At 63.1% G+C, this 19,026-nt stretch carries 16 protein-coding genes; 6 read left to right on the forward strand and 10 right to left on the reverse strand.

All coding sequences use genetic code 11. The annotated features are described in order from the left end of the window. Nucleotides 1-59: 59 nt before the first annotated feature. The 6 genes from KCX70_RS17985 to KCX70_RS18010 all read right to left on the reverse strand — a co-directional run bounded on the left by KCX70_RS17985 (nucleotide 60) and on the right by KCX70_RS18010 (nucleotide 4,931). Entirely contained in the window at nucleotides 60-989 is a 930-nt protein-coding gene (locus KCX70_RS17985; protein ID WP_102846556.1) for an AEC family transporter, read from the reverse strand. Next, nucleotides 990-2,156 (reverse strand): cell division protein ZapE, encoded by a 1,167-nt coding sequence (gene zapE, locus KCX70_RS17990; RefSeq protein WP_212618331.1) that lies wholly within the window; start codon nucleotides 2,154-2,156, stop codon nucleotides 990-992. It lies immediately after the preceding gene. Continuing rightward, a complete protein-coding gene (gene pcaG / locus KCX70_RS17995; RefSeq protein ID WP_212618332.1) occupies nucleotides 2,086-2,691 on the reverse strand; it encodes a protocatechuate 3,4-dioxygenase subunit alpha in 606 nt (201 codons plus the stop codon). The genes zapE and pcaG overlap by 71 nt, the downstream gene beginning before the upstream one ends. A gap of 13 nt (nucleotides 2,692-2,704) precedes the next feature. After that, nucleotides 2,705-3,421 carry a protocatechuate 3,4-dioxygenase subunit beta gene (gene pcaH, locus KCX70_RS18000; RefSeq protein WP_212618333.1) on the reverse strand — a complete coding sequence of 239 codons (717 nt, stop codon included), beginning with the start codon at nucleotides 3,419-3,421 and terminating at the stop codon, nucleotides 2,705-2,707. A gap of 126 nt (nucleotides 3,422-3,547) precedes the next feature. Further along, nucleotides 3,548-4,453: a pca operon transcription factor PcaQ gene (gene pcaQ / locus KCX70_RS18005; protein ID WP_212618334.1), complete on the reverse strand. Its 906-nt coding sequence runs from the start codon at nucleotides 4,451-4,453 to the stop codon at nucleotides 3,548-3,550. 22 nt (nucleotides 4,454-4,475) lie between these two features. Next, nucleotides 4,476-4,931 (reverse strand): MarR family winged helix-turn-helix transcriptional regulator, encoded by a 456-nt coding sequence (locus tag KCX70_RS18010; protein WP_249121663.1) that lies wholly within the window; start codon nucleotides 4,929-4,931, stop codon nucleotides 4,476-4,478. A 53-nt stretch (nucleotides 4,932-4,984) separates the two neighbouring features. On the opposite strand from KCX70_RS18010, the gene KCX70_RS18015 reads away from it, so the two are divergent. Then, complete coding sequence (locus KCX70_RS18015) at nucleotides 4,985-5,722, forward strand: siderophore-interacting protein (protein ID WP_212618335.1); 738 nt, start codon at nucleotides 4,985-4,987, stop codon at nucleotides 5,720-5,722. Nucleotides 5,723-5,733: 11 nt separating this feature from the next. On the opposite strand, the gene pobA is transcribed toward KCX70_RS18015, so the two are convergent. Beyond that, a complete protein-coding gene (gene pobA / locus KCX70_RS18020) occupies nucleotides 5,734-6,918 on the reverse strand; it encodes a 4-hydroxybenzoate 3-monooxygenase (RefSeq protein ID WP_212618336.1) in 1,185 nt (394 codons plus the stop codon). 161 nt (nucleotides 6,919-7,079) lie between these two features. Here pobA and KCX70_RS18025 point away from each other — a divergent pair, with 161 nt between their 5' ends. Beyond that, on the forward strand, nucleotides 7,080-8,021 hold the full coding sequence (locus KCX70_RS18025; protein ID WP_212618337.1) for a helix-turn-helix domain-containing protein: 942 nt from the start codon (nucleotides 7,080-7,082) through the stop codon (nucleotides 8,019-8,021). 58 nt (nucleotides 8,022-8,079) lie between these two features. Here the strand turns inward: KCX70_RS18025 and KCX70_RS18030 are convergent, their stop codons facing one another. Further along, nucleotides 8,080-9,030: a PDR/VanB family oxidoreductase gene (locus tag KCX70_RS18030; protein WP_212618338.1), complete on the reverse strand. Its 951-nt coding sequence runs from the start codon at nucleotides 9,028-9,030 to the stop codon at nucleotides 8,080-8,082. After that, a complete protein-coding gene (locus KCX70_RS18035) occupies nucleotides 9,027-10,097 on the reverse strand; it encodes an aromatic ring-hydroxylating oxygenase subunit alpha (RefSeq protein ID WP_102846565.1) in 1,071 nt (356 codons plus the stop codon). Before KCX70_RS18035 ends, KCX70_RS18030 begins: the two co-directional genes overlap by 4 nt. 160 nt (nucleotides 10,098-10,257) lie before the next feature. Here KCX70_RS18035 and KCX70_RS18040 point away from each other — a divergent pair, with 160 nt between their 5' ends. After that, nucleotides 10,258-10,962 carry a GntR family transcriptional regulator gene (locus KCX70_RS18040; RefSeq protein ID WP_212618339.1) on the forward strand — a complete coding sequence of 235 codons (705 nt, stop codon included), beginning with the start codon at nucleotides 10,258-10,260 and terminating at the stop codon, nucleotides 10,960-10,962. Between the two features lie 191 nt (nucleotides 10,963-11,153). After that, the gene (locus KCX70_RS18045) at nucleotides 11,154-12,494 is read left to right on the forward strand and encodes an MFS transporter (protein WP_212618340.1); all 1,341 of its coding nucleotides are present in this window, start codon (nucleotides 11,154-11,156) and stop codon (nucleotides 12,492-12,494) included. A gap of 101 nt (nucleotides 12,495-12,595) precedes the next feature. Here KCX70_RS18045 and KCX70_RS18050 read toward each other — a convergent pair whose 3' ends face one another. Then, entirely contained in the window at nucleotides 12,596-13,489 is an 894-nt protein-coding gene (locus KCX70_RS18050; RefSeq protein ID WP_212618341.1) for a LysR substrate-binding domain-containing protein, read from the reverse strand. Between the two features lie 141 nt (nucleotides 13,490-13,630). Here KCX70_RS18050 and ydiJ point away from each other — a divergent pair, with 141 nt between their 5' ends. Continuing rightward, nucleotides 13,631-16,660, forward strand: coding sequence for a D-2-hydroxyglutarate dehydrogenase YdiJ (gene ydiJ / locus KCX70_RS18055; protein ID WP_212618342.1), 3,030 nt, complete (start codon nucleotides 13,631-13,633; stop codon nucleotides 16,658-16,660). 551 nt (nucleotides 16,661-17,211) lie between these two features. Beyond that, the gene (locus tag KCX70_RS18060; protein WP_102853704.1) at nucleotides 17,212-18,918 is read left to right on the forward strand and encodes an amidase; all 1,707 of its coding nucleotides are present in this window, start codon (nucleotides 17,212-17,214) and stop codon (nucleotides 18,916-18,918) included. Nucleotides 18,919-19,026: the final 108 nt, after the last annotated feature.

A 19,026-nucleotide genomic window follows, 5' to 3' on the forward strand; every position in this document is an offset into this window, starting at 1 on the left:
CAACAATGGAAGCGGCTCTGAACGGCGCCCGTAGGGCGTCGGTTCGTGAAATTCCGCACTTAACCCAGCGCCCAGATAAAGGCGCTGACGGTCAGAAACGACACGATGGTCGCCACCACCAGCGCCGCCGCACTGCGCCCCTCGAACCCGTACCGGGCGCCAAGGATCGGGTAGATGCTCATCATCGGCGCGGCGGCCATTAACACGCCGGCCGAGACCAATACCGGATCGGAAATCGGCAGCAGACTCAGGCACAGCAACACCATGAGCGGATGCAGAATCAGCTTGCCGATGGCCATCTGGCCCACATCCAGCAGCAGCCCGCCCGGCTTCATTCCGTTAAGGCTGGCGCCGATGACGAACAGCGCCACCGGCGCGGACGCGGTTGCCAGCATATCGATAACCCGCATCGCCACGGGCGGCGGATGCAGATCCAGGATCGCCAGCAGCAGCGCTGCCGTGATCGCGATCAGGATGGGATGCCGGATGAGATTGCGCGCGGTTCCGCCGAGCGCTTGCCAGGCGCTACCGCCGCTCTGCCGGCCGAGCTCGGCGAGGGTCAGCGCCAGCGGGATCATCATCAGGTTTTCGATGATCATCCCCAATGCCAGCGCCACGCCAGCCGGCGCGCCGACAGCCATGACAACGATGGGATAGCCGACGAAGCCGCTGTTGGAAACCGACATCCCCAGGCCGACCAGTGCGGAGCCGCTCACGCTGTCCTTGCGCACCCGGCGGGAAAAGCCGTAGCCCAGGCCGAACACCAGCAGCGAGCCCAGGCCATAGGCGAGCAGGTAGTTCCAGTTCACGACCTCGGCCAAAGGCCGCTCGAGCAACGCACGGATTACCAGGGCCGGAAGCGCAAAGGTAATCACGAATCGCCCCATACCGGCGGTCTGGTCGCGGGTAATCATTCCGGCGCGGCAAGCAACGAAACCAATGGCAATCAGGATGAAAATCGGAGCGGTGATTCCCAGGATCGACAGCATCTAGGCGTGCGCTCCGGGACATTGCACCTCGACGATCCGCAACTGCTGCAGCCGGCTGCGCGTACGAGCAAAGTCGACATGCGCGCCGGCACTGAGTAGCGTCTTTACATCGCTCTGCGCGACCAGCAATAGCGCAATGCCGCTGTCGTAAAAAATGTCGATGAGATTGAGAAAGCGTTGCTGAACATCGATGCCTTCGCCGTCGAGCGGCGGCACTCCGGTTATCGCGACCTGCTCGAACGTTCGACTGAGCCAGAGGAAGTCGGCACTGGCGCGTGGCTGCCGGCACAGTCCGTCGAACGCGATCCAGGCGTTCGCCAGGTGACGCGCGGCAAGACAGAACGGGCGATGATTGACCTCCACCTGTACGTTGCGCTCGGCCGATGCAGGCAGCTGCGTGTGTCGCTGGACCCACTCGGTCTGAGCTGCCTCGGCAACCTGAGCGAACTCGCCCCAGACATAGCCGCCCTCGATGCGGTCCCGATAGTCCTCACCACCGTCCAGGTTGAAGATATCGAAGCGCCGCTCGATAAGCTCGATGGCCGGCATGAAGCGATCCCGGTAGAGCGGATTCGGGCACAAGGCGCGCGGCTCGTAATTGGACGTCGCAACGATCCCGACGCCCTGCTCGACAAGCTGGTGCAGCAGCCGGCCAAGCAGCATGGCATCGCCAATGTCGTGTACATGAAACTCGTCGAAGCACAGTAGGCGGGTTTTTGCGGCGACTTCAGCGGCAATCAGCGCCAGGGGATCGGGCCGACCGCTGATTTCTTTAAGGCGCTCCAGAACATCCTGGAGAAAGGCGTGGAAATGCACGCGGCGCTTATCGGCGACCGGGGCGGCAACATAGAACGCATCCATCACGAAACTCTTGCCGCGTCCAACACCTCCCCACAGATAAACCCCGCTTTTCGGCGCGCGCAGCCAACCCCGCCGGCCGCGCAGCCAGGCATCGAGCCATCGCGCGAGTCGCACGATGGCCTCACTCTGAGCCGGGTCGGCTTGATATCCGCGCGCCTGGAGCTGCGCCTCGAAGGCTTTCTCGACCTGTCGCGCCACGGGTTCGCCGTCCGCGTCAGGCCCCGTCCGTAGACCCTCAGAAATCAAAGAATACGGTCTCCCCCTCTCCCTGCAGGCGAATGTCGAAGCGGTAAGCTGGCTGCCCATCCACCTCACAACGCCGTGCGATCAGGGTTTCACGGCGCTGCGCCCACTCGATGGAATTGAGCACCGGGTCATTGGCGTTGGCCTCGGTTTCGTCGTCGAAGTAGATCCGCGTATGCAGGTGGATGTTAATGCCCCGCGCAAACAGCGAGACGTTGACGTGCGGCGCCATCAGTTCGCCCATACGGTTCTTCACTTGACCGGGTTTGACCGTCTTGATGGTCCAGTCACCCGCATCGAAGGTCGTCGCAGTGCGCCCGAAACTGTTGAACGATTGCTCCGGATCGAATCGGCTGTGGTACTCCCCGGCATGATCGGCCTGCCAGAACTCGAGAAACGAATCGCGCACCAGATGGCCCATGCCATCGAAGACCTGACCGACCAGCAAGATGTGCTCACCGGCAGCGTCCGGCTTGGCCATTTCGTTCCAGATTTCCAGCTCGCGGGCCGGGTTGCCCGCCGCAGCGAGTGCCAGACCGATATGCACATAGGGGCCAGCGGTCTGAGAAGGGGTTTCCGGCAGAAGTGTTACAGGCATCGTCGTCTCCTTCTCAGTGATTGGGGAAATGCGTCTTGCGCTGGCCGCGCAACACGATATCGAACCGGTAAGCCAGGCAATCCATCGGATTGGCCATGCCCATATCCAGTTTGGCAATCAGGCTCTGTACCGCTTCCTCGCTGATGGTTCGGGCGATCGGGCAGAGCGGAATCAGCGGATCGCCTTCGAAATACAGCTGCGTGATCAAGCGAGTCGCGATCGAAGGGCCACTGATGGAGACGTGGATGTGCGCCGGCCGCCATTCGTTGGGACCGTTGCGCCATGGATAGGGTCCCGGCTTGATCGTGCGGAATACGTAGTTGCCCTCGCTGTCGGTCAGAGTGCGACCGACACCGCCGAAGTTCGGATCCAGCGGCGCGATGTAGCGATCGTTCTTGTGGCGATAGCGACCGCCGGCGTTGGCTTGCCAGATTTCCACCAGCGTATGCGGGATCGGCTTGCCGTACTGATCCATGACCCGACCGGACAGCACGATGCGCTCGCCGATGGGCAGGCCGCCGTTGTTGAAGTTCAGCAGCAGGTCGTTGTCGTGCGCGCCAAATTTCAGATGGGAAAAGTCCGGGCCGGTATTCTCGGAGATGGACGGCGCGAGGGTGATCAACGCCTGCTGCGGTGAACGGGCAACAGAGGTCTTGTAATCGGGCGTCAGCGCTTTGGGGTGCCGGTTACGGTCGCGCGTGACGAACAGGCTGGTGTCCAGTTCGGACATGGCGAGCTCCTTTCTTGGAATTGGAATGGCGTCTGATCAGGCCAACCGAGTATGCGACAGGGCGCCACAGGGCTGAACTGAAAAAACCGATGCTATCCATAACCAGCAGGTTATGGGTAACCGCGTTTAGCGGTAGGCGGCCGCAGCGTCGCGCAACGCTTCGCAACACCACTGCATCGCCAGGCTCGCCGGCAACGTCGGGTTGGTGCAGATGCCAACCGAACCACCTGGCTCCTTGATACCCAGGTCCAACTCGCTCAGCTCGCCCGTGGCCAGGTCTTCACGCACCGCATCCAATGGCGCTACCCAGACCGCATCACTGAAGCGCACATAGTGTCGGCTGAGCGACACCGAGAGGGTTTCTAGCCGCCTGGGCGAGGGGCTGACTCCAAGCTGGATGAACAAGCTGTCGGCGTGTCGGCGGATGGTCGTCCCGCTTTGCGGAAGCACCAGCGGAAATCCGGCCAACCGGCTCGGATCGCTCAGCAATTCATGCCCCGGCCTGACCACCAGTGTCATGGATTCGCTGTAGAGATGCTCGAAGCTCAGCCCTTCGATTTGCGGCGCATCGGTCATGCGCCCCACTACCAGGTCGAGCTCACCACCGCGCAGTTGCCCCAGCAAATAAGCGCTCGGGCCCGTCACCACACTGACAATAAGAGCGGCATGCTGGGCATGAAGGCGCTGTACCACGTCGGGCAGCAAGGCACTTTCCACCGTCGACAACGCGCCAAGACGCACCACGCCGGCCTCATGCTCCCCGGCTCTCAGACTGCGCACACCCTCACGCAGCGCTTGCACACTCGGCCCGGCGTAGCGCAGGAAGGCCTGCCCCGCGGCCGTCAGTGTCACACCCTGCTTGCCGCGCTCGAACAGGCTGGCGTCGAGCACCGCCTCGAGCTCCTTGAGCGTCTTGGAGACAGCCGGCTGGCTGACCGACAACGCCTCGGCCGCGCGCATCAGGCTGCCCTGGCGGGCCACTTCGATGAAGCAGAGCAGGTGGCGGTATTTAATGCGGTTATCCATCGTCACGTTCTCGCCTGCGCTGGCTCGATCAGGAAGCGCGGTTCAGGTTGGCCCTGACGCGCTCGAGCAGCCCAACCAGACGCTGGCACTCCTCTTCGCTGAAACCTTCCACCGCAAGCGCATTGAGGTAGTGCGCCTGCTCCTCAAGCACGAGATGCACGGCGCGCGCCGCTTCGGTAAGCCGCAAACGCACGCTGCGGCGGTCGCTGGCGTCGGCTTCGCCTTCCAGCAGCCCCTTGTCGCGCAAGCCTTTGATCAACCGCGCAAGCTGCGCCTTGTCGCGTCCGGAGTGCTGTACCAGATCGCTCAGCGTCGCGCCCGGCTGTCGAGCAAAGAAGCCCAGCACCTTGTTCTCCATGTGGGTCAGAGCGTAAGGCCCATCGCGCAGCGCCCGGTACTGCTGGGCGCGGTATAGGTGCATCAGTGAATGGATCGACTCGAAAACCGCTTCGGCCTCACCTGAGCCAATGGTTGACCTTATCAACTTACTACTCCTAACATGGTTGTCATTGTCAACCAAATAGATCGAGGATACATATGGCTTCTCCAGAAACAGGTCGCCGGGTGGAACGCGTGCGCTACGAGCTCCGCCGCCGTGAGGTCGAAGTAGCACGGGTCGAAACCATCGGCGACAGCTTCGCCCGCATCGTCTTCTGCGGCGAAGATCTGGCTGACTTCCAATCGGCCGGCTTCGACGACCACATCAAATTCATCTTCGAAGATGACAACGGTGAGCTGGTGCGCCGGGACTATACCCCACGCGCCTTCGACCGCGACAAGCGGGAGCTGACACTTGAGTTTGCCCTGCATGGAGAGGGCCAGGCATGCGCCTGGGCGCGCACGGCCAAACCAGGACAACGAGCCGTGATCGGCGGCCCGCGCGGCTCGCGCGTCGTGCCGATGGACTACGACTGGCATCTGCTGATCGCTGACGACAGCGGTCTGCCCGCAGTCGCACGTCGCCTCGAGGAACTCCCAGCGAACGCGAACATCATGGTGATCGCCGTGGCTGACGCTGCTTATCAGACCCACCTCGCCAGTGCCACCACGGTACATGTGCAGTGGGTCGAACACGCCGACGCCCTCGCCCCTGCGGTCAGCCGTCTTGACCTACCGGGCGGCCAAGGCTTCGCCTGGGGCGCCGGCGAAGCAAACGCGATGAAGGCAGTGCGTCAGGTGCTGGTCGAGGAGAAACAGCACCCGACCGGCGCCATGCGCGTAGCCGCGTACTGGCGAAAAGGCGCGTCCGACTTTCATGAAGAACTCACCGAGTAAGATCACCCGCTCTATTCGATCGGCTCGTACGGCAAGCCGACGTAATTTTCGGCAATGGTGGTCAGGCCGGCCGGGGTACTGGTGAAGTAATCCTGTTCGCTCTGTTGAATACGCAGACCGAACGCATCGGTGTCGGGAAAGCGGTGTAGCAAGCTGGTCATCCACCAGGAAAACCGCTCGGCCTTCCAGACCCGCCGCAGGCAGATGGGCGAATAGCGCTCAAGCAAATCGGTGCGGCCTTCGCGATAAACCTTGAGCAGGATCCGGTGGAGCGTGCTCACATCGCTGGCCGCCAGGTTAAGCCCCTTGGCGCCCGTAGGCGGGACGATATGCGCCGCATCGCCGACGAGAAACAGATGGCCGTACTGCATGGGTTCGACAACGAAGCTGCGCAGCGGCGCAATGCTCTTTTCCAAGGACGGTCCGGTAATCAGGCGCGCCGCCACGTCCTCCGGTATGCGGCTTTTGAGTTCGTCCCAGAAGCGTTCATCGGACCAATCCTCCAGCTTCTCCTCCAGCCCAACCTGCACGTAATAACGCGACCGGGTCGGCGAGCGCATGCTGCACAGCGCGAAGCCGCGATCATGGCTAGCATAGATCAGCTCGTCGGCGACCGGTGGGGTATCCGCCAGCAGCCCGAGCCAGCCGAAGGGATACACGCGCTCGAACTCGCTCAGCGCATGTGTCGGTATGCTCTTGCGCGACACGCCGTGAAAACCGTCGCAACCAGCGATATGGTCGCAGTCCAGCCGCACCGTTTCGCCGTTCAGGGTAAAGCTGACCCAGGGCTTTTCGCCTTTCAGGCCGTGTAGCTCGACGTCCGGCACGTCATAGAAGCTCGTTGCGCCACTGGCCTCCCGCGCTGCCATCAAGTCGCGGGTGACCTCGGTCTGGCCATAGACCATCACGGTGTCCCCACCCGTCAGGGCTTTAAGGTCCACGCGAATGCGGCGGCCACTGAGCGCTAGCTCGACACCCTCATGCACCTGACCTTCCCGATCCATCCGCTCGGCCACACCGGCCTCGCGCAACAGGTCCACCATGCCCTGTTCCAGCACGCCGGCACGGATGCGGCCCAGCACGTAGTCGGGCGTCTGCCGTTCGATTATCACGTTGGGGATGCCTGCGTTATGCAGCAACTGGCCGAGCAACAGCCCGGACGGGCCGGCACCGACGATGGCGACGCCTGTTTTCATGGATGAGTCCTCGCTTGTTATTGTCGGGGGCGGCGGACTGCCACACCCTGTCGAGACGTCCCATGTTCGGCTCGCCGGGCCCCGCTGGTAATGGATGCAGCGACACACGACTTGGACTTTCATAAACTTCGTTCGATTAACGAACAGCACGAGCGTCAACCATGAAGGGCCACCCTTCCGATTCCTTCATCCCCGTTTTCAAGCTCTACGGCGCCGGTCTCGAGTGGCCCACGCCCGATCTGTTGCACTGCGAATCCATCGCCGACCGCAGCCGCTTGCACGACTGGGAGATTCGCCCGCATCGCCATGCCGACCTGACCCAGTTGCTCTATATCCGTCGCGGCTGGGCTGAGGTCGAGTTGGAAGGCGTGCGCACACGCATCGACGAAGCGGCCGTGCAGGTCGTGCCGCCGCTGTGCATTCACGGGTTTCGTTTTTCCGAGCGGGTCGAGGGTTATGTGCTGACGCTAGCCAATCCGCTCCTGGCTCAGCTGGAAACTGCCTTGGACGGCCAAGGAGCGGCGCTGGGCAGCGCCGGTCTGCATCGCGCGGGCCGGGACCGTCGCTTTCTGAACACACTGTTCGAAGCGATCGACCGCGAGTACCGCACCCCAGCGCCGGCGCGCGATCTGCTGTTGCAATCGCTGGTCGGCGTGCTGGCGGTGTGGGTCGGCCGCCAGATGCTGGTCGGCCAGGCGCAGCGACCAAGCCGCGCTCAGGAACTGCTGGCGGCATTCACTGACATGGTGGAGAAGGAGTTCGGCACCCAGCGCACGGTGGAAGGCTATGCCGCCCAGCTCGACATTACCCCGGCCTACCTGAACACCCTTGCGCGGCGCTTTACGGGCCACACCGCTCAGGGTGTGCTCCACCAGCGCCTGTTGCTGGAAGCCAAACGGCAACTAATCTACACCGCGATGAGTGTCAGCCAGATATCCGACGGGCTTGGATTTTCCGAACCGGCGTACTTCTCGCGTTTCTTTAAACGGCTCACCGGGCAATCGCCCAAGGCGTTTCGGGCAAGCCTGAACGCCATTTCGGGCGAACCGCCGAAGTCGGCTGATTCACCGCTACCCCTGCATCGAATGCCTGGCTCCGTTTGACATGCGCAAAGATACGACGCGGACAGCATCGAACTCCCGATGCCCACAAGCGCAGCGATTAAAGATCCAGCACCAACCGCGCACTTTTGGACCGTGAGCAGCATGGCGTGAACTGATCGTTCGCCGCCTGCTCCTGTTCGGTCATGAACAGATCGCGGTGGTCCGGCTCGCCGTCCAGGACACGGGTCAGGCAGGTGCCGCAGATGCCCTGTTCGCAAGACAGCGGCACGATGACCCCCGCCGCTTCCAGCACCTGCGCAACACTCTGATCGGCCGGCACCTGCAAAACCTGGCCACTGCTGCCCAGCTGAACCTCGAAACTGCCGTTGCCCGCCTGAGCAGTGGGGGCTGCGCTAAAGTATTCGCGGTGCAGATTCGCCTCGTCCCAGCCCTGTGCTTTCGCAGTGCCTAGGATATGTTCCATGAACCCACCCGGGCCGCACACATAGAGATGCGTTCCTTGCTCGGGCGCAGCCAGCACAGCTGCGGCGTTCAGAGGTCCGCCGCCGTTGCCATCGTCAAAATGCAGGTGCGCCCGGTTGCTGAACGGTGCTTCGCGCAGACGGCCGACGAAGGCCGCGCGGTCTGCGGAGCGCGCGCAGTAATGCACTTCGAACTCCGCGCCCATATGCGCCAGCCGCTCAGCCATGCAGAGAATCGGCGTGATTCCAATGCCGCCGGCGAACAACAGGCTTCGCTTCGCCTCGTGAACCAGCGGGAACAGGTTGCGCGGCTCACTGATCTGCAGCTCGGTGCCTTCGGTCAGCGCATGCACGGCTTCGGAGCCGCCTCGCGAGGCAGGATCCTTCAGCACCCCAATCTGGTAACGGTGGGACTCATCCGAGTGATTGCACAGCGAATACTGCCGAACCAGGCCGCCTGGTAGATACACGTCGATATGCGAACCGGCACTAAACGCCGGCAACGGCCCTCCATCAACGCGCACCAAATCGATGCCGACGATGCCCAGCGCTTCCTGTCGACGCGCGGCAACCTTGACGGTGATCATGCCGCACCTCCGCCCATGAGCTGTACGGGTATAGCGGCTGGCTCAGCCTCCCGAGCCATCAGTCGATCCAGAATCTTGCGCGCCTGAACGCCGCCTGCATCGATATTCAGCTTGAGCAGACTGCGGTCGGGATAAGCCAGCAGGTTGCGCTGCTGACGCTCTAGCATCTCAAGGTCCTCAGAAAAGATTTTGCCTTGCCCCTCGCGGATCGACTCGGTGAGCGCCTGATCCTGCGGATTGAAGTTGCGTGCCATGCCCCAGAAGTACCAGATAGACGTCTCGGTCTCGGGTGTGATGAAGTCCACGACGATACTCGACGCCTTGTATTTCGGATCGGCTTCGTACCCGCCATGTCCCGCATGCGCCACGCCGACTTCAATCAGCACATGGCTCGGTGGAGTGAAGCGGCAGATCTGCCAGCGATCCACCGGCACGTCGTCGGCCAGGTTGTTGCCGCGCAGTGCCATCTGCCAGAACGGCGGCGCCATGATGTTTTCCATGTGACGTGCGGTCGTGACCGTTTCGCCGTCGACGGTGGTCTTCGGTGCTGCCTCGTCGATTTCCTTCTGGCCAATGCTCGACGAATGAACATAGGTTTCGTGGGTCAGGTCCATAAGGTTGTCGATCATCAGGCGGTAATCGCAGCCGATGTGAAACAGCCCGCCGCCGTATGCCCAGTCGGAGCTGTCAGCCCATTCCAGATGGTGGATGGTGGCCGGGTCGGCCTTATCGAAGTCGCCAGGCCAAACCCAGACGAAGCCGTAGCGCTCTTGCACAGCGAAGCGCTTGTTGCATGGGAAACCGCGCACGCGCTGGCCAGGCATCGAAACTGTGCTGCCATCGCAGCCCATGACCAGGCCGTGATAACCACAAACGAGATTGCCATCCTCGACATACCCCAGCGACAGCGGCGCGCCACGATGCGGACAGAAATCCTCGACGGCGGCGACCTGCCCTTCCTGGCCTCGATAGAAAACGATGCGCTCGCCGCAGATCATCCGGCCGAGGGGTTTGGTGGCGATTTCATCGGGCGTACAGGCGACATACCAAGCGTTCTTCGGGAACATCACGGCCTCCTATGGGCGGTTATTATCGTTGTATTGGATCCAATTAAGCATTGCATCATTCTCAGCCGTCAACTCCCCGCGCCCTCGCTCATGGACGAGCGGCGCTGCTCAGCTGGGTTAGAATGCGACCCACCCCACACCGCAGGACAGACGCCACACCATGAGCAAGCCCGGCCAACATGTGCTGATTACCCTGCGCAAGATGATCGCTTCGGGCGAGCTGCCCGCCGGTGAGCGCCTAGCCGAAATACCGACGGCTGAAAGCCTCGGGGTTTCGCGGATGCCAGTTCGCATCGCATTCCGCACGCTCGAGCAAGAAGGTCTGCTCAGCAAGGCTGGCGCCCGTGGCTACGTGGTAAGGGCCGTCAGCCCTGACGAAATTGCCGGCGCGGTCGAGATACGCGGCGTGCTCGAAGGTCTGGCTGCGCGGCAGGCGGCCGAGCGAGGCTTGACCGAGATATGTCGCGCAGCCCTGCAGGAGTGCCTGGAGGCTGGTGATGCGCTGTTTGCCAAGGGCTACGTTACAGAGGAAGACTTGGAGGTCTACCACGACATAAACCTGCGCTTTCATCAGCTCGTGCTCGAAGCCAGCGGCAATCCGGCGATAGCCGTGACGCTGGCTCGAAACGAAAACCTGCCGTTCGCCTCAGTTAGCGCATTGGCGGTCAACCTGGGCGACCTGACCCGCGAATATCGCCGCTTCAATTTTGCGCATATGCAGCATCACACAGTGGTCGATGCGCTGATTCACGGGCAGAGCGCTCGAGCGGAACAGATCATGCGCGAACACGCCAACGTCACGTTGCGCTACCGTGAAATGCTCAGTGACGCCAACAAGGCCAGCGTCACTATCCTGCGCAAATGATCTGTTCGATTACCGAACAGATGTCTCGTCCGCTTATTGCTCATTGGATCCATCAGTGGAAAGTTAGCCTCGCATTACAAAAATAACTACGAGGACTGACCGCCATGCCTTGTCTTGCGCTTTGTTTCGACTTAACCCGCCACCGTTCTCCGCCTCGCTGTATCGACTCGACCCTCTGACGGAGAACTCCGATGAACAACCAACTGCGTCACGCTGTGGATGCCGGTTCGATGAATCGCTTTCAATGGACTGCCATTGGCGTCTGTATCGTGCTGAACATGATCGATGGTTTCGATGTGCTGGTGATGGCCTTTACCGCGGCATCGGTCTCTGCCGAGTGGGGCCTGAGCGGTTCTGAAATCGGCATGCTGTTGAGTGCCGGGCTGTTCGGCATGGCCGGTGGCTCGCTCTTTATTGCCCCGTGGGCAGACCGCTTTGGCCGTCGCCCCTTGATCCTGCTGTGTCTCACCGTATCCGGGGCTGGCATGATCCTCGCCGCGTACAGCCAAAGCCCAACTCAACTAGGCGTACTAAGGATGATCACCGGCCTGGGCATCGGCGGCATTCTCGCCAGCAGCAACGTTATCGCCAGCGAATACTCCAACAAGCGCTGGCGGGGCCTTGCAGTGAGCCTGCAATCTACCGGCTACGCCTTGGGCGCAACGTTTGGCGGCATGATCGCAATCTACCTGCTCGGCCAGTTCGGCTGGCGATCGGTGTTTCTATTCGGTGGCGCGGCTACGCTGGTTGCCATCCCGCTGACAATTCTTTGCCTGCCGGAATCCATCGACTATTTGATTTCGCGCCGCCCGCGCAACGCCCTGGATCGCCTCAACAAGCTGGCCGTTCGCCTTGGGCAATCCCAGCTCGGCTCAATGCCGGTCGTCAGCGGCACCAGCTCCAGCTCCAGCTCCAGCTCCGCCGGCGGGACTTTCAAGCGACTGTTTGCGCCAGAGCTTTTGGCGAAGACGCTGTTGCTGTGGCTCGCCTTTTTCCTGGTGATGTTCGGCTTCTACTTCGTCATGAGCTGGACGCCAAAGCTGCTTGTGACTGCCGGCCTTTCGGCGAAGCAGGGCGTCACCGGCGGCGTGTTGCTGAGCGTAGGCGGCATCTTCGGCTCGACATTGCTGGGCCTCGCCTCGTCGCGCTTCAGATTGCACTACATCCTTGCGCTGTTCATGATCGTGACTGCGATTCTACTGGCGGTGTTCGTCGGCACCACCTCCCACCTCACTACCGCCTTCATCACCGGCGCGCTAATCGGCCTTTTCGCCAATGGCTGCGTGGCCGGGCTGTACGCCACCTCTCCTCTCGTTTACGACGCCTCGGTCAGGGCCACTGGCGTAGGCTGGGGCATTGGCGTCGGCCGTATCGGCGCAATCCTCTCGCCGCTGGTCGCTGGTCACCTGATCGATACCAATTGGAGCCCGGACCAGTTGTACCTGTTGTACGCCGTGGTGTTCGTCGCCGCCGCCTGCGTGGTGTTGACGTTCCGCCTGCCTTCGTCCCGCCCCGCGGTTGCACTCGGCTAAACAACTGGCGATCCGCTGGTAGACGTGACAACAGCCGGCTCAAGCTTGGCATCCGTACGCGCTTCCAAGACCAGCCACCACTGCAGCCAACCAACCAACGATCACCGCTCGACCGGCATTGGCAGCAACCAGGACTTGAACGCCTCCAGGGACGGCAGCACTTCGTTGCGCGGCGGATAGACGAGGCAGTAGGTGCGCTGGCTGGGGATGGTTTCGCCGACTGTCACCAGGTGGCCTTGGCGCACCTCGTCCTCCACCAGCAGACGCGGGACCAGCCCGACACCGATGCCGGCGCGGACCGCCTGGATGAGGTGGGACGTCAGTTCGAAGTTGGGGCCGGCGCGCATCTGATCCGGGTTGAGCCCGTGCCGGGCAAACCAGTCCGCCCAGAGGGGCGGGTGGCTGGCGACCTGAAGCAGCAGCTGCCGGGCGATAGCCGCCGGATCGTCCCGTTCGTCATCGGCCAGCACGTCCGGGCTGGCGACGACGACCATCATTTCCTCCAACAGCGGATGCACCACGAGGCCCGGCTGATCGGCGCTGACCACGCTGATGGCCGCATCGATATCGCCCTCGTCGAAGTCCACCGCCTGGATCCTGGAATGGATATGCACCTGCACACCCGGATTGGTTGCGTAGAAATCGTTCAGCCGCGGCAGCAGCCACTTCGAGCCGAAGGTAGGCAGCAGCGCCAGCCGTAGCGTTCCGACGCCGGAACCGTAGGCCACCGCCTGCAGCGTCGCCTTGCGGATTTGCGTCAGCGCGCCCTCCAGTTCGCGCCGGTACAGGCGGCCCACGTCAGTCAGGACGATGTTGCGACCCTCCCGCCGGAACAGCGTGATCCCCAACAGCGCCTCCAGCGACTGCACCTGCCGGCTCACTGCGCTTTGGGTAAGGGCCAACTCCTGTGCGGCGCGGGTGTAGCTCTCATGACGCGCCGCCGCTTCGAAAGCCAGCAACAAGGACATCGAAGGCGTCAGGCGGCGATAATTCATTCATGAACCTCATGGGTTAACGACGAAAAATACCGTTGTAGCACGCTGAAACGCCCAGGAAAATGCGCGCAACCCATAAAGAGTCAGGCGCCAATCCTTCACTTGGCGAAGGTATCGCAGCCTACGCAGAGGTCAACGACCATGATTGCCCGCATCCCGACCGAGGCGCCCGCCGCGCCTTATATTGCTTTTCTCGACGCCCTGCGTGCGGCCGGTTTTCGTGGCGAGATCGCCCGTGACCATGCCAGCCGCACGGTGCTGGCGACAGACAATTCCATCTACCAGCGCTTTCCCCAGTCGGCGGTGTTCCCACTTGATGCGGACGACGTACAAACCCTCGCTCGCGTGGTCAGCGAACCGGCTCATCAAAGCGTCCGCCTGACCCCACGTGGCGGCGGCACCGGTACCAACGGGCAGTCACTCACCGACGGGGTGATCGTCGACCTGTCGCGGCACATGAACCGCATCATCGAGATCAATGCCGAACAGCGTTGGGTCCGCGTGCAGAGCGGCGTGGTCAAGGATCAGCTGAACGCAGCTTTGAAGCCCTACGGCCTGTTTTTCGCGCCGGAACTGTCCACATCCAACCGCGCCACCATCGGCGGCATGATCAATACCGACGCCAGCGGCCAGGGCAGTTGCACCTACGGCAAGACGCGCGACCACGTGCTTGAGCTGGACACCGTGCTGCTGGGCGGCGAGCGCCTGCACAATGGTCCGCTGGACGAACCGACACTCGAGAGACATCTCTCGCGGCAGGATCGCGTCGGTCACGTCTACCGCTGCGCCGAGCGCATCCAACGCGAGAAAGCCGAACTGATCGAGGCACGCTTTCCCAAGCTCAACCGCCGCTTGACCGGCTACGACCTGGCGCACCTGCGCGAACCCGATGGTCGCTTCAACCTCAACAGCGTGCTCTGCGGCGCCGAGGGCTCGCTCGGATTTGTCGTCGAAGCCAAGCTGAATGTGTTGCCGATTCCGAAATACTCGGTGCTGGTGAACATCCGCTACGCCGGCTTCATGGACGCCCTGCGCGACGCGCGCACGCTGATTACCATGAGCCCGCTGTCCATCGAGACGGTGGACTCCAAGGTGCTGCTGCTGGCGATGCAGGACATCGTCTGGCACGGCGTCGCAGAGTATTTCCCGCAGCAATCGCAGCGCCCGACGCTGGGCATCAACCTGGTGGAATTCAGCGGCGACGATCCCGAAGAAGTCGATGCGCGGGTCGCCTCGTTCATCGACTACCTGCAGCATGACACCCAGGTCGAGCGCCTCGGCCACACACTGGCTGTGGGCCAGGCCGCGGTCACGCGTATCTACGCGATGCGCAAGCGGGCGGTGGGACTGCTGGGCAATGTGGATGGCGAGGTTCGCCCGCAGCCCTTCGTCGAAGACACCGCCGTGCCACCGGAGAACCTGGCCGACTTCATCGCCGAGTTCCGCGATCTGCTCGACGGCCACGGCCTGGCCTACGGCATGTTCGGCCATGTCGATGCCGGCGTACTGCACGTTCGCCCGGCGTTGGACATGAAAGACCCGGCGCAAGCGGCGATGGTGCGACCGATCTCCGATGCGGTGGCCGAGCTCACCCAGCGCTATGGCGGCTTGCTCTGGGGTGAACACGGCAAAGGCGTGCGCTCGGAATACGCGCCCGCCTTCTTTGGCGAGCTGTACCCGTCGCTACAAGCGCTCAAGAGCGCATTCGACCCGCACAACCAGCTCAACCCCGGGAAGATCGCCACTCCGCTGGACAGCACCGAGCCACTGTTGAAGATCGACGAGGTGCCCATGCGTGGCGAGTTGGATCGGCAGATAGACGAACGCGTCTGGCAGAGCTACGGCACGGCGGTGCACTGCAACGGTAACGGCGCCTGCTACAACTACGACCCCGACGACGCCATGTGCCCGTCCTGGAAGGCCACCCGCGAGCGTGTCCATTCTCCCAAGGGCCGCGCGTCCCTGTTGCGCGAGTGGCTGCGCCTGCAAGCACAGGCCGGCGCCGACGTGCTGACCCCGGCCGTTGGCGGGCCGCTGAATTTCCTCCGCTCGCTGCCCACCCGCTGGTGCAATACGCGTGGCGGTGAAGGCGATTTTTCCCATGAGGTGTACGACGCCATGGCCGGCTGCCTGGCGTGCAAATCCTGCGCAGGCCAGTGTCCGGTGAAGGTCAACGTGCCGGAATTCCGCTCGCGCTTTCTCGAGCTGTACCACCGCCGCTACCTGCGTCCGCTGCGCGATTACCTGATCGGCTCGCTGGAATTCACCTTGCCGGTGTTCGCTCACGTGCCCTGGTTGTACAACGCGCCGATGGGTTCCTCCTGGATCAGCACATTGATGGCCGAGCACATCGGCATGGTCGACAGCCCACTGATCAGCGACTTCGATTTCAGCGGTACCTGCCGGCGCTGGAAGGTCATCACCGCAACGCCCAAGGCACTTGCCGAACTGACCGCCGACCAGCGCGCCAAGAGCGTGATCCTGCTGCAGGACGCCTTTACCCGCTACTTCGAGACGCCGGTGTTCGCCGCCTTCATCGAGCTGGCGAGCCGGGCGGGCTTTCAGGTCTACCTGGCGCCGTACTCGCCCAACGGCAAACCGCTGCACGTACAGGGCTTTCTCGGCGCCTTCACCCGTACCGCGAAGCGCAATGCCCGACGCTTGCAGGCACTGGCGGGCTTCGACATTCCTTTGGTGGGCCTGGATCCGGCGATGACCCTGGTCTACCGCCAGGAATACGCCAAGGTCTCAGGCTTGATCTGCCCTGAAGTGCTGCTGCCACAAGAGTGGCTGGTCAGGGCCCTGCCGGAACGAACCGCCGATGTCGCTACGCAATTGCCCTACCGGCTGCTGGCTCACTGCACCGAAAAGACCAATGCCGCACCGAGCGCCGCGCTGTGGAACCAGGTGTTCAAACAGGCCGGCCTCTCCCTGGAGACCCAGGCGACCGGCTGCTGCGGCATGTCCGGCACCTATGGTCACGAAGCACGCAACCTGGCGACGTCGAAGATGATCTTCGAACAGTCCTGGGCCCGCGCCATCGGCTCGGCCGACGAGGCCGAAGCATTGGCGACTGGCTATTCATGCCGCAGCCAGACCGCACGCTTCAACGACACCAAGCTGCGCCACCCGATCCAGGCATTGTTGGAGCACTTCAAGGTGGCACCCTGAGATAACGAGCGAACGGCCCGGATGACGGGCGTTCGGCTCGCCCTAGGTGCTAGGTGACGATCGCCTGGCGCCGCGGCGCCAGGCGAGAAGCAGGCACAGCGAACGGGAACTACCGCAGGATGGTTCAGAAAGCCTCGATGCTGCTTGCGTGGATACAAGGCACGTTTTCGCCGCTGCCGATTCAGCTCGGGGACTCGGCGATCTATGCTCCGGTGTCCATTAGTAGTCGAGTCACCTGCCCTGCCGGACGTGCCAAACCAGGGCCAGCAAACACCTCGACATGCGCCTGGCGCCTCGGCGGCCTTGAGCCCGCCCGGTCTGGAAGGCAGCATACCGCTGGCTCGTGAGATCGGCGAAGGCAACGCTGCGTCAATCGGCACCGGCGGCTGTCGCGGCGAACCGCAGCCCCAGTTCGGCTATCCTGATAGCCATAGTGGCTGCGCCATAATCGGCACAGGAACACCAGGCGGCACGGCAAGGATGACCAGGCAACCACATCACCGCTCACCTGCGCAGGTATCGACCCTGCGGACTCGCAACGGCAAATCATCATGATAGAAGTAACCGAATGCTCGATCGCCGAGCTGAGAAACGCGCTCGAAACCGGTCAGACGACCGCGACACAGCTGGTGCAAGCCTATCTGGCCAGGGTCAAGGCCTACGATGGCCCCGATACGGCCACCGCACTCAATGCGCTGGTCGTACCGAATCCCGATGCGCTGGCGGAGGCCGAGGCTTCCGATCGACGCCGCGCCAGCGGAACGAGCCTGGGTCCGCTGGATGGCATCCCCTACACGGCAAAAGACAGTTACCTGGTCAAAGGGCTGACCGCGGCCTCGGGAAGCCCGGCCTTCAAAGACCTGATCGCCTATCACGACGCGTTCACCATCGAGCGCCTGCGTGCCGCCGGGGCCATCTGCCTGGGCAAGACCAACATGCCACCGATGGCCAACGGCGGCATGCAGCGCGGCGTTTACGGTCGCGCCGAGAGCCCTTACAACGCGGACTACCTGACCGCGCCCTTCGCCTCGGGCTCCTCGAACGGCGCCGGCACCGCGACCGCGGCGAGCTACGCGGCCTTCGGCCTCGCCGAGGAAACCTGGTCGAGCGGCCGCGGGCCGGCGTCGAACAATGGCCTGTGCGCCTATACGCCGTCACGCGGCGTCATTTCCGTGCGGGGTAATTGGCCGCTCACCCCCACCATGGACGTGGTCGTGCCCTATGCGCGAACCATGGCCGATCTGCTGGAAGTGCTCGACGTGGTCGTCGCCGACGACCCGGACGTCGCCGGCGACCTGTGGCGCATGCAGCCCTGGGTACCGATTCCCGCCGCCTCGTCGATTCGCCCCGCTTCCTACCGCGAACTGTTGGCCGACACCGCCTCGCTGGCAGGCAAACGCTTCGGCGTACCGCGCATGTTCATCAACAAGGATCCCGAAGCGGGTACCAGCGAAAACCCCGGCATCGGCGGCCCCACCGGGCAGCGGATCATGACGCGCGAATCGGTGATCGAGCGTTGGGAAGAGGCGCGTCGTGCGCTGGAGGCCGCTGGCGCAACGGTGGTCGAAGTCGATTTTCCGCTGGTGTCGAACTGCGAAGGGGACCGCCCGGGCGCGCCCACCGTATACAACCGCGGCCTGGTTTCGGAGCAGTTCCTCCACGACGAGCTGTGGGACCTCTCGGCATGGGCCTTCGACCATTTCTTACGGACCAACAACGATCCGAAGCTCAACCGGCTCGCGGATGTCGACGGGCCGCTGATCTTTCCGCATGAACCCGGCACGCTGCCGAACCGCGAAGGCGACCTCGCCGCCAGCATGGCCGAATACGTGCGCATGGCCGAACGCGGCATCACGCCGTGGGACGAGATTGCCAGCCTCGAGCAAGGGCTGCGTGGCCTGGAGCAGACCCGCAAGCTGGATCTCGAAGACTGGATGGCCCAGCACGGGTTGGACGCCGTGGTCTTCCCGACGGTCGCCGATGTCGGCCCTGCGGATGCGGACGTCAACCCCGCTTCGGCGGACATCGCCTGGCGCAATGGCGTGTGGGTCGCCAACGGCAATCTCGCGATCCGCCACCTCGGGGTGCCGACGGTCACGGTTCCGATGGGCCTGATGTCGGACATCGGCATGCCCGTGGGCCTCACCTTTGCCGGCAGGGCCTACGACGATTCGAATTTGCTGCGGCTGGCCTCGGCATACGAATCGACCGGCTCGAGGCGCGTCGTTCCGCCGCGAACGCCTCCCTTGAGCAACTAGACGCAACACAGGTCCAGCGAACGCCGTGCCCCAGGGTGGCGCTCGCTGGACGGGCGCTTCGTTGCCAGCCTCGTCGGTGCCCTGACCGGTCGTGCCAGCGCAACGACT

It is taken from the genome of Stutzerimonas stutzeri (genome assembly GCF_018138085.1).
In the GTDB taxonomy this organism is placed as follows: domain Bacteria; phylum Pseudomonadota; class Gammaproteobacteria; order Pseudomonadales; family Pseudomonadaceae; genus Stutzerimonas; species Stutzerimonas stutzeri_AI.

What these genes read in the sequence shown, in the direction of transcription:
- KCX70_RS18045 (WP_212618340.1), top strand. Translation starts at nt 11,154, where the DNA reads ATGAACAACCAACTGCGTCACGCTGTGGATGCCGGTTCGATGAATCGC.
- KCX70_RS18025 (WP_212618337.1), top strand. Translation starts at nt 7,080, where the DNA reads ATGAAGGGCCACCCTTCCGATTCCTTCATCCCCGTTTTCAAGCTCTAC.
- KCX70_RS18060 (WP_102853704.1), top strand. Translation starts at nt 17,212, where the DNA reads ATGATAGAAGTAACCGAATGCTCGATCGCCGAGCTGAGAAACGCGCTC.
- ydiJ (WP_212618342.1), top strand. Translation starts at nt 13,631, where the DNA reads ATGATTGCCCGCATCCCGACCGAGGCGCCCGCCGCGCCTTATATTGCT.
- zapE (WP_212618331.1), bottom strand. Translation starts at nt 2,156, where the DNA reads ATGGGCAGCCAGCTTACCGCTTCGACATTCGCCTGCAGGGAGAGGGGG.
- KCX70_RS18030 (WP_212618338.1), bottom strand. Translation starts at nt 9,030, where the DNA reads ATGATCACCGTCAAGGTTGCCGCGCGTCGACAGGAAGCGCTGGGCATC.
- KCX70_RS18035 (WP_102846565.1), bottom strand. Translation starts at nt 10,097, where the DNA reads ATGTTCCCGAAGAACGCTTGGTATGTCGCCTGTACGCCCGATGAAATC.
- KCX70_RS18050 (WP_212618341.1), bottom strand. Translation starts at nt 13,489, where the DNA reads ATGAATTATCGCCGCCTGACGCCTTCGATGTCCTTGTTGCTGGCTTTC.
- pcaH (WP_212618333.1), bottom strand. Translation starts at nt 3,421, where the DNA reads ATGTCCGAACTGGACACCAGCCTGTTCGTCACGCGCGACCGTAACCGG.
- pobA (WP_212618336.1), bottom strand. Translation starts at nt 6,918, where the DNA reads ATGAAAACAGGCGTCGCCATCGTCGGTGCCGGCCCGTCCGGGCTGTTG.
- pcaG (WP_212618332.1), bottom strand. Translation starts at nt 2,691, where the DNA reads ATGCCTGTAACACTTCTGCCGGAAACCCCTTCTCAGACCGCTGGCCCC.
- KCX70_RS18040 (WP_212618339.1), top strand. Translation starts at nt 10,258, where the DNA reads ATGAGCAAGCCCGGCCAACATGTGCTGATTACCCTGCGCAAGATGATC.
- KCX70_RS17985 (WP_102846556.1), bottom strand. Translation starts at nt 989, where the DNA reads ATGCTGTCGATCCTGGGAATCACCGCTCCGATTTTCATCCTGATTGCC.
- KCX70_RS18015 (WP_212618335.1), top strand. Translation starts at nt 4,985, where the DNA reads ATGGCTTCTCCAGAAACAGGTCGCCGGGTGGAACGCGTGCGCTACGAG.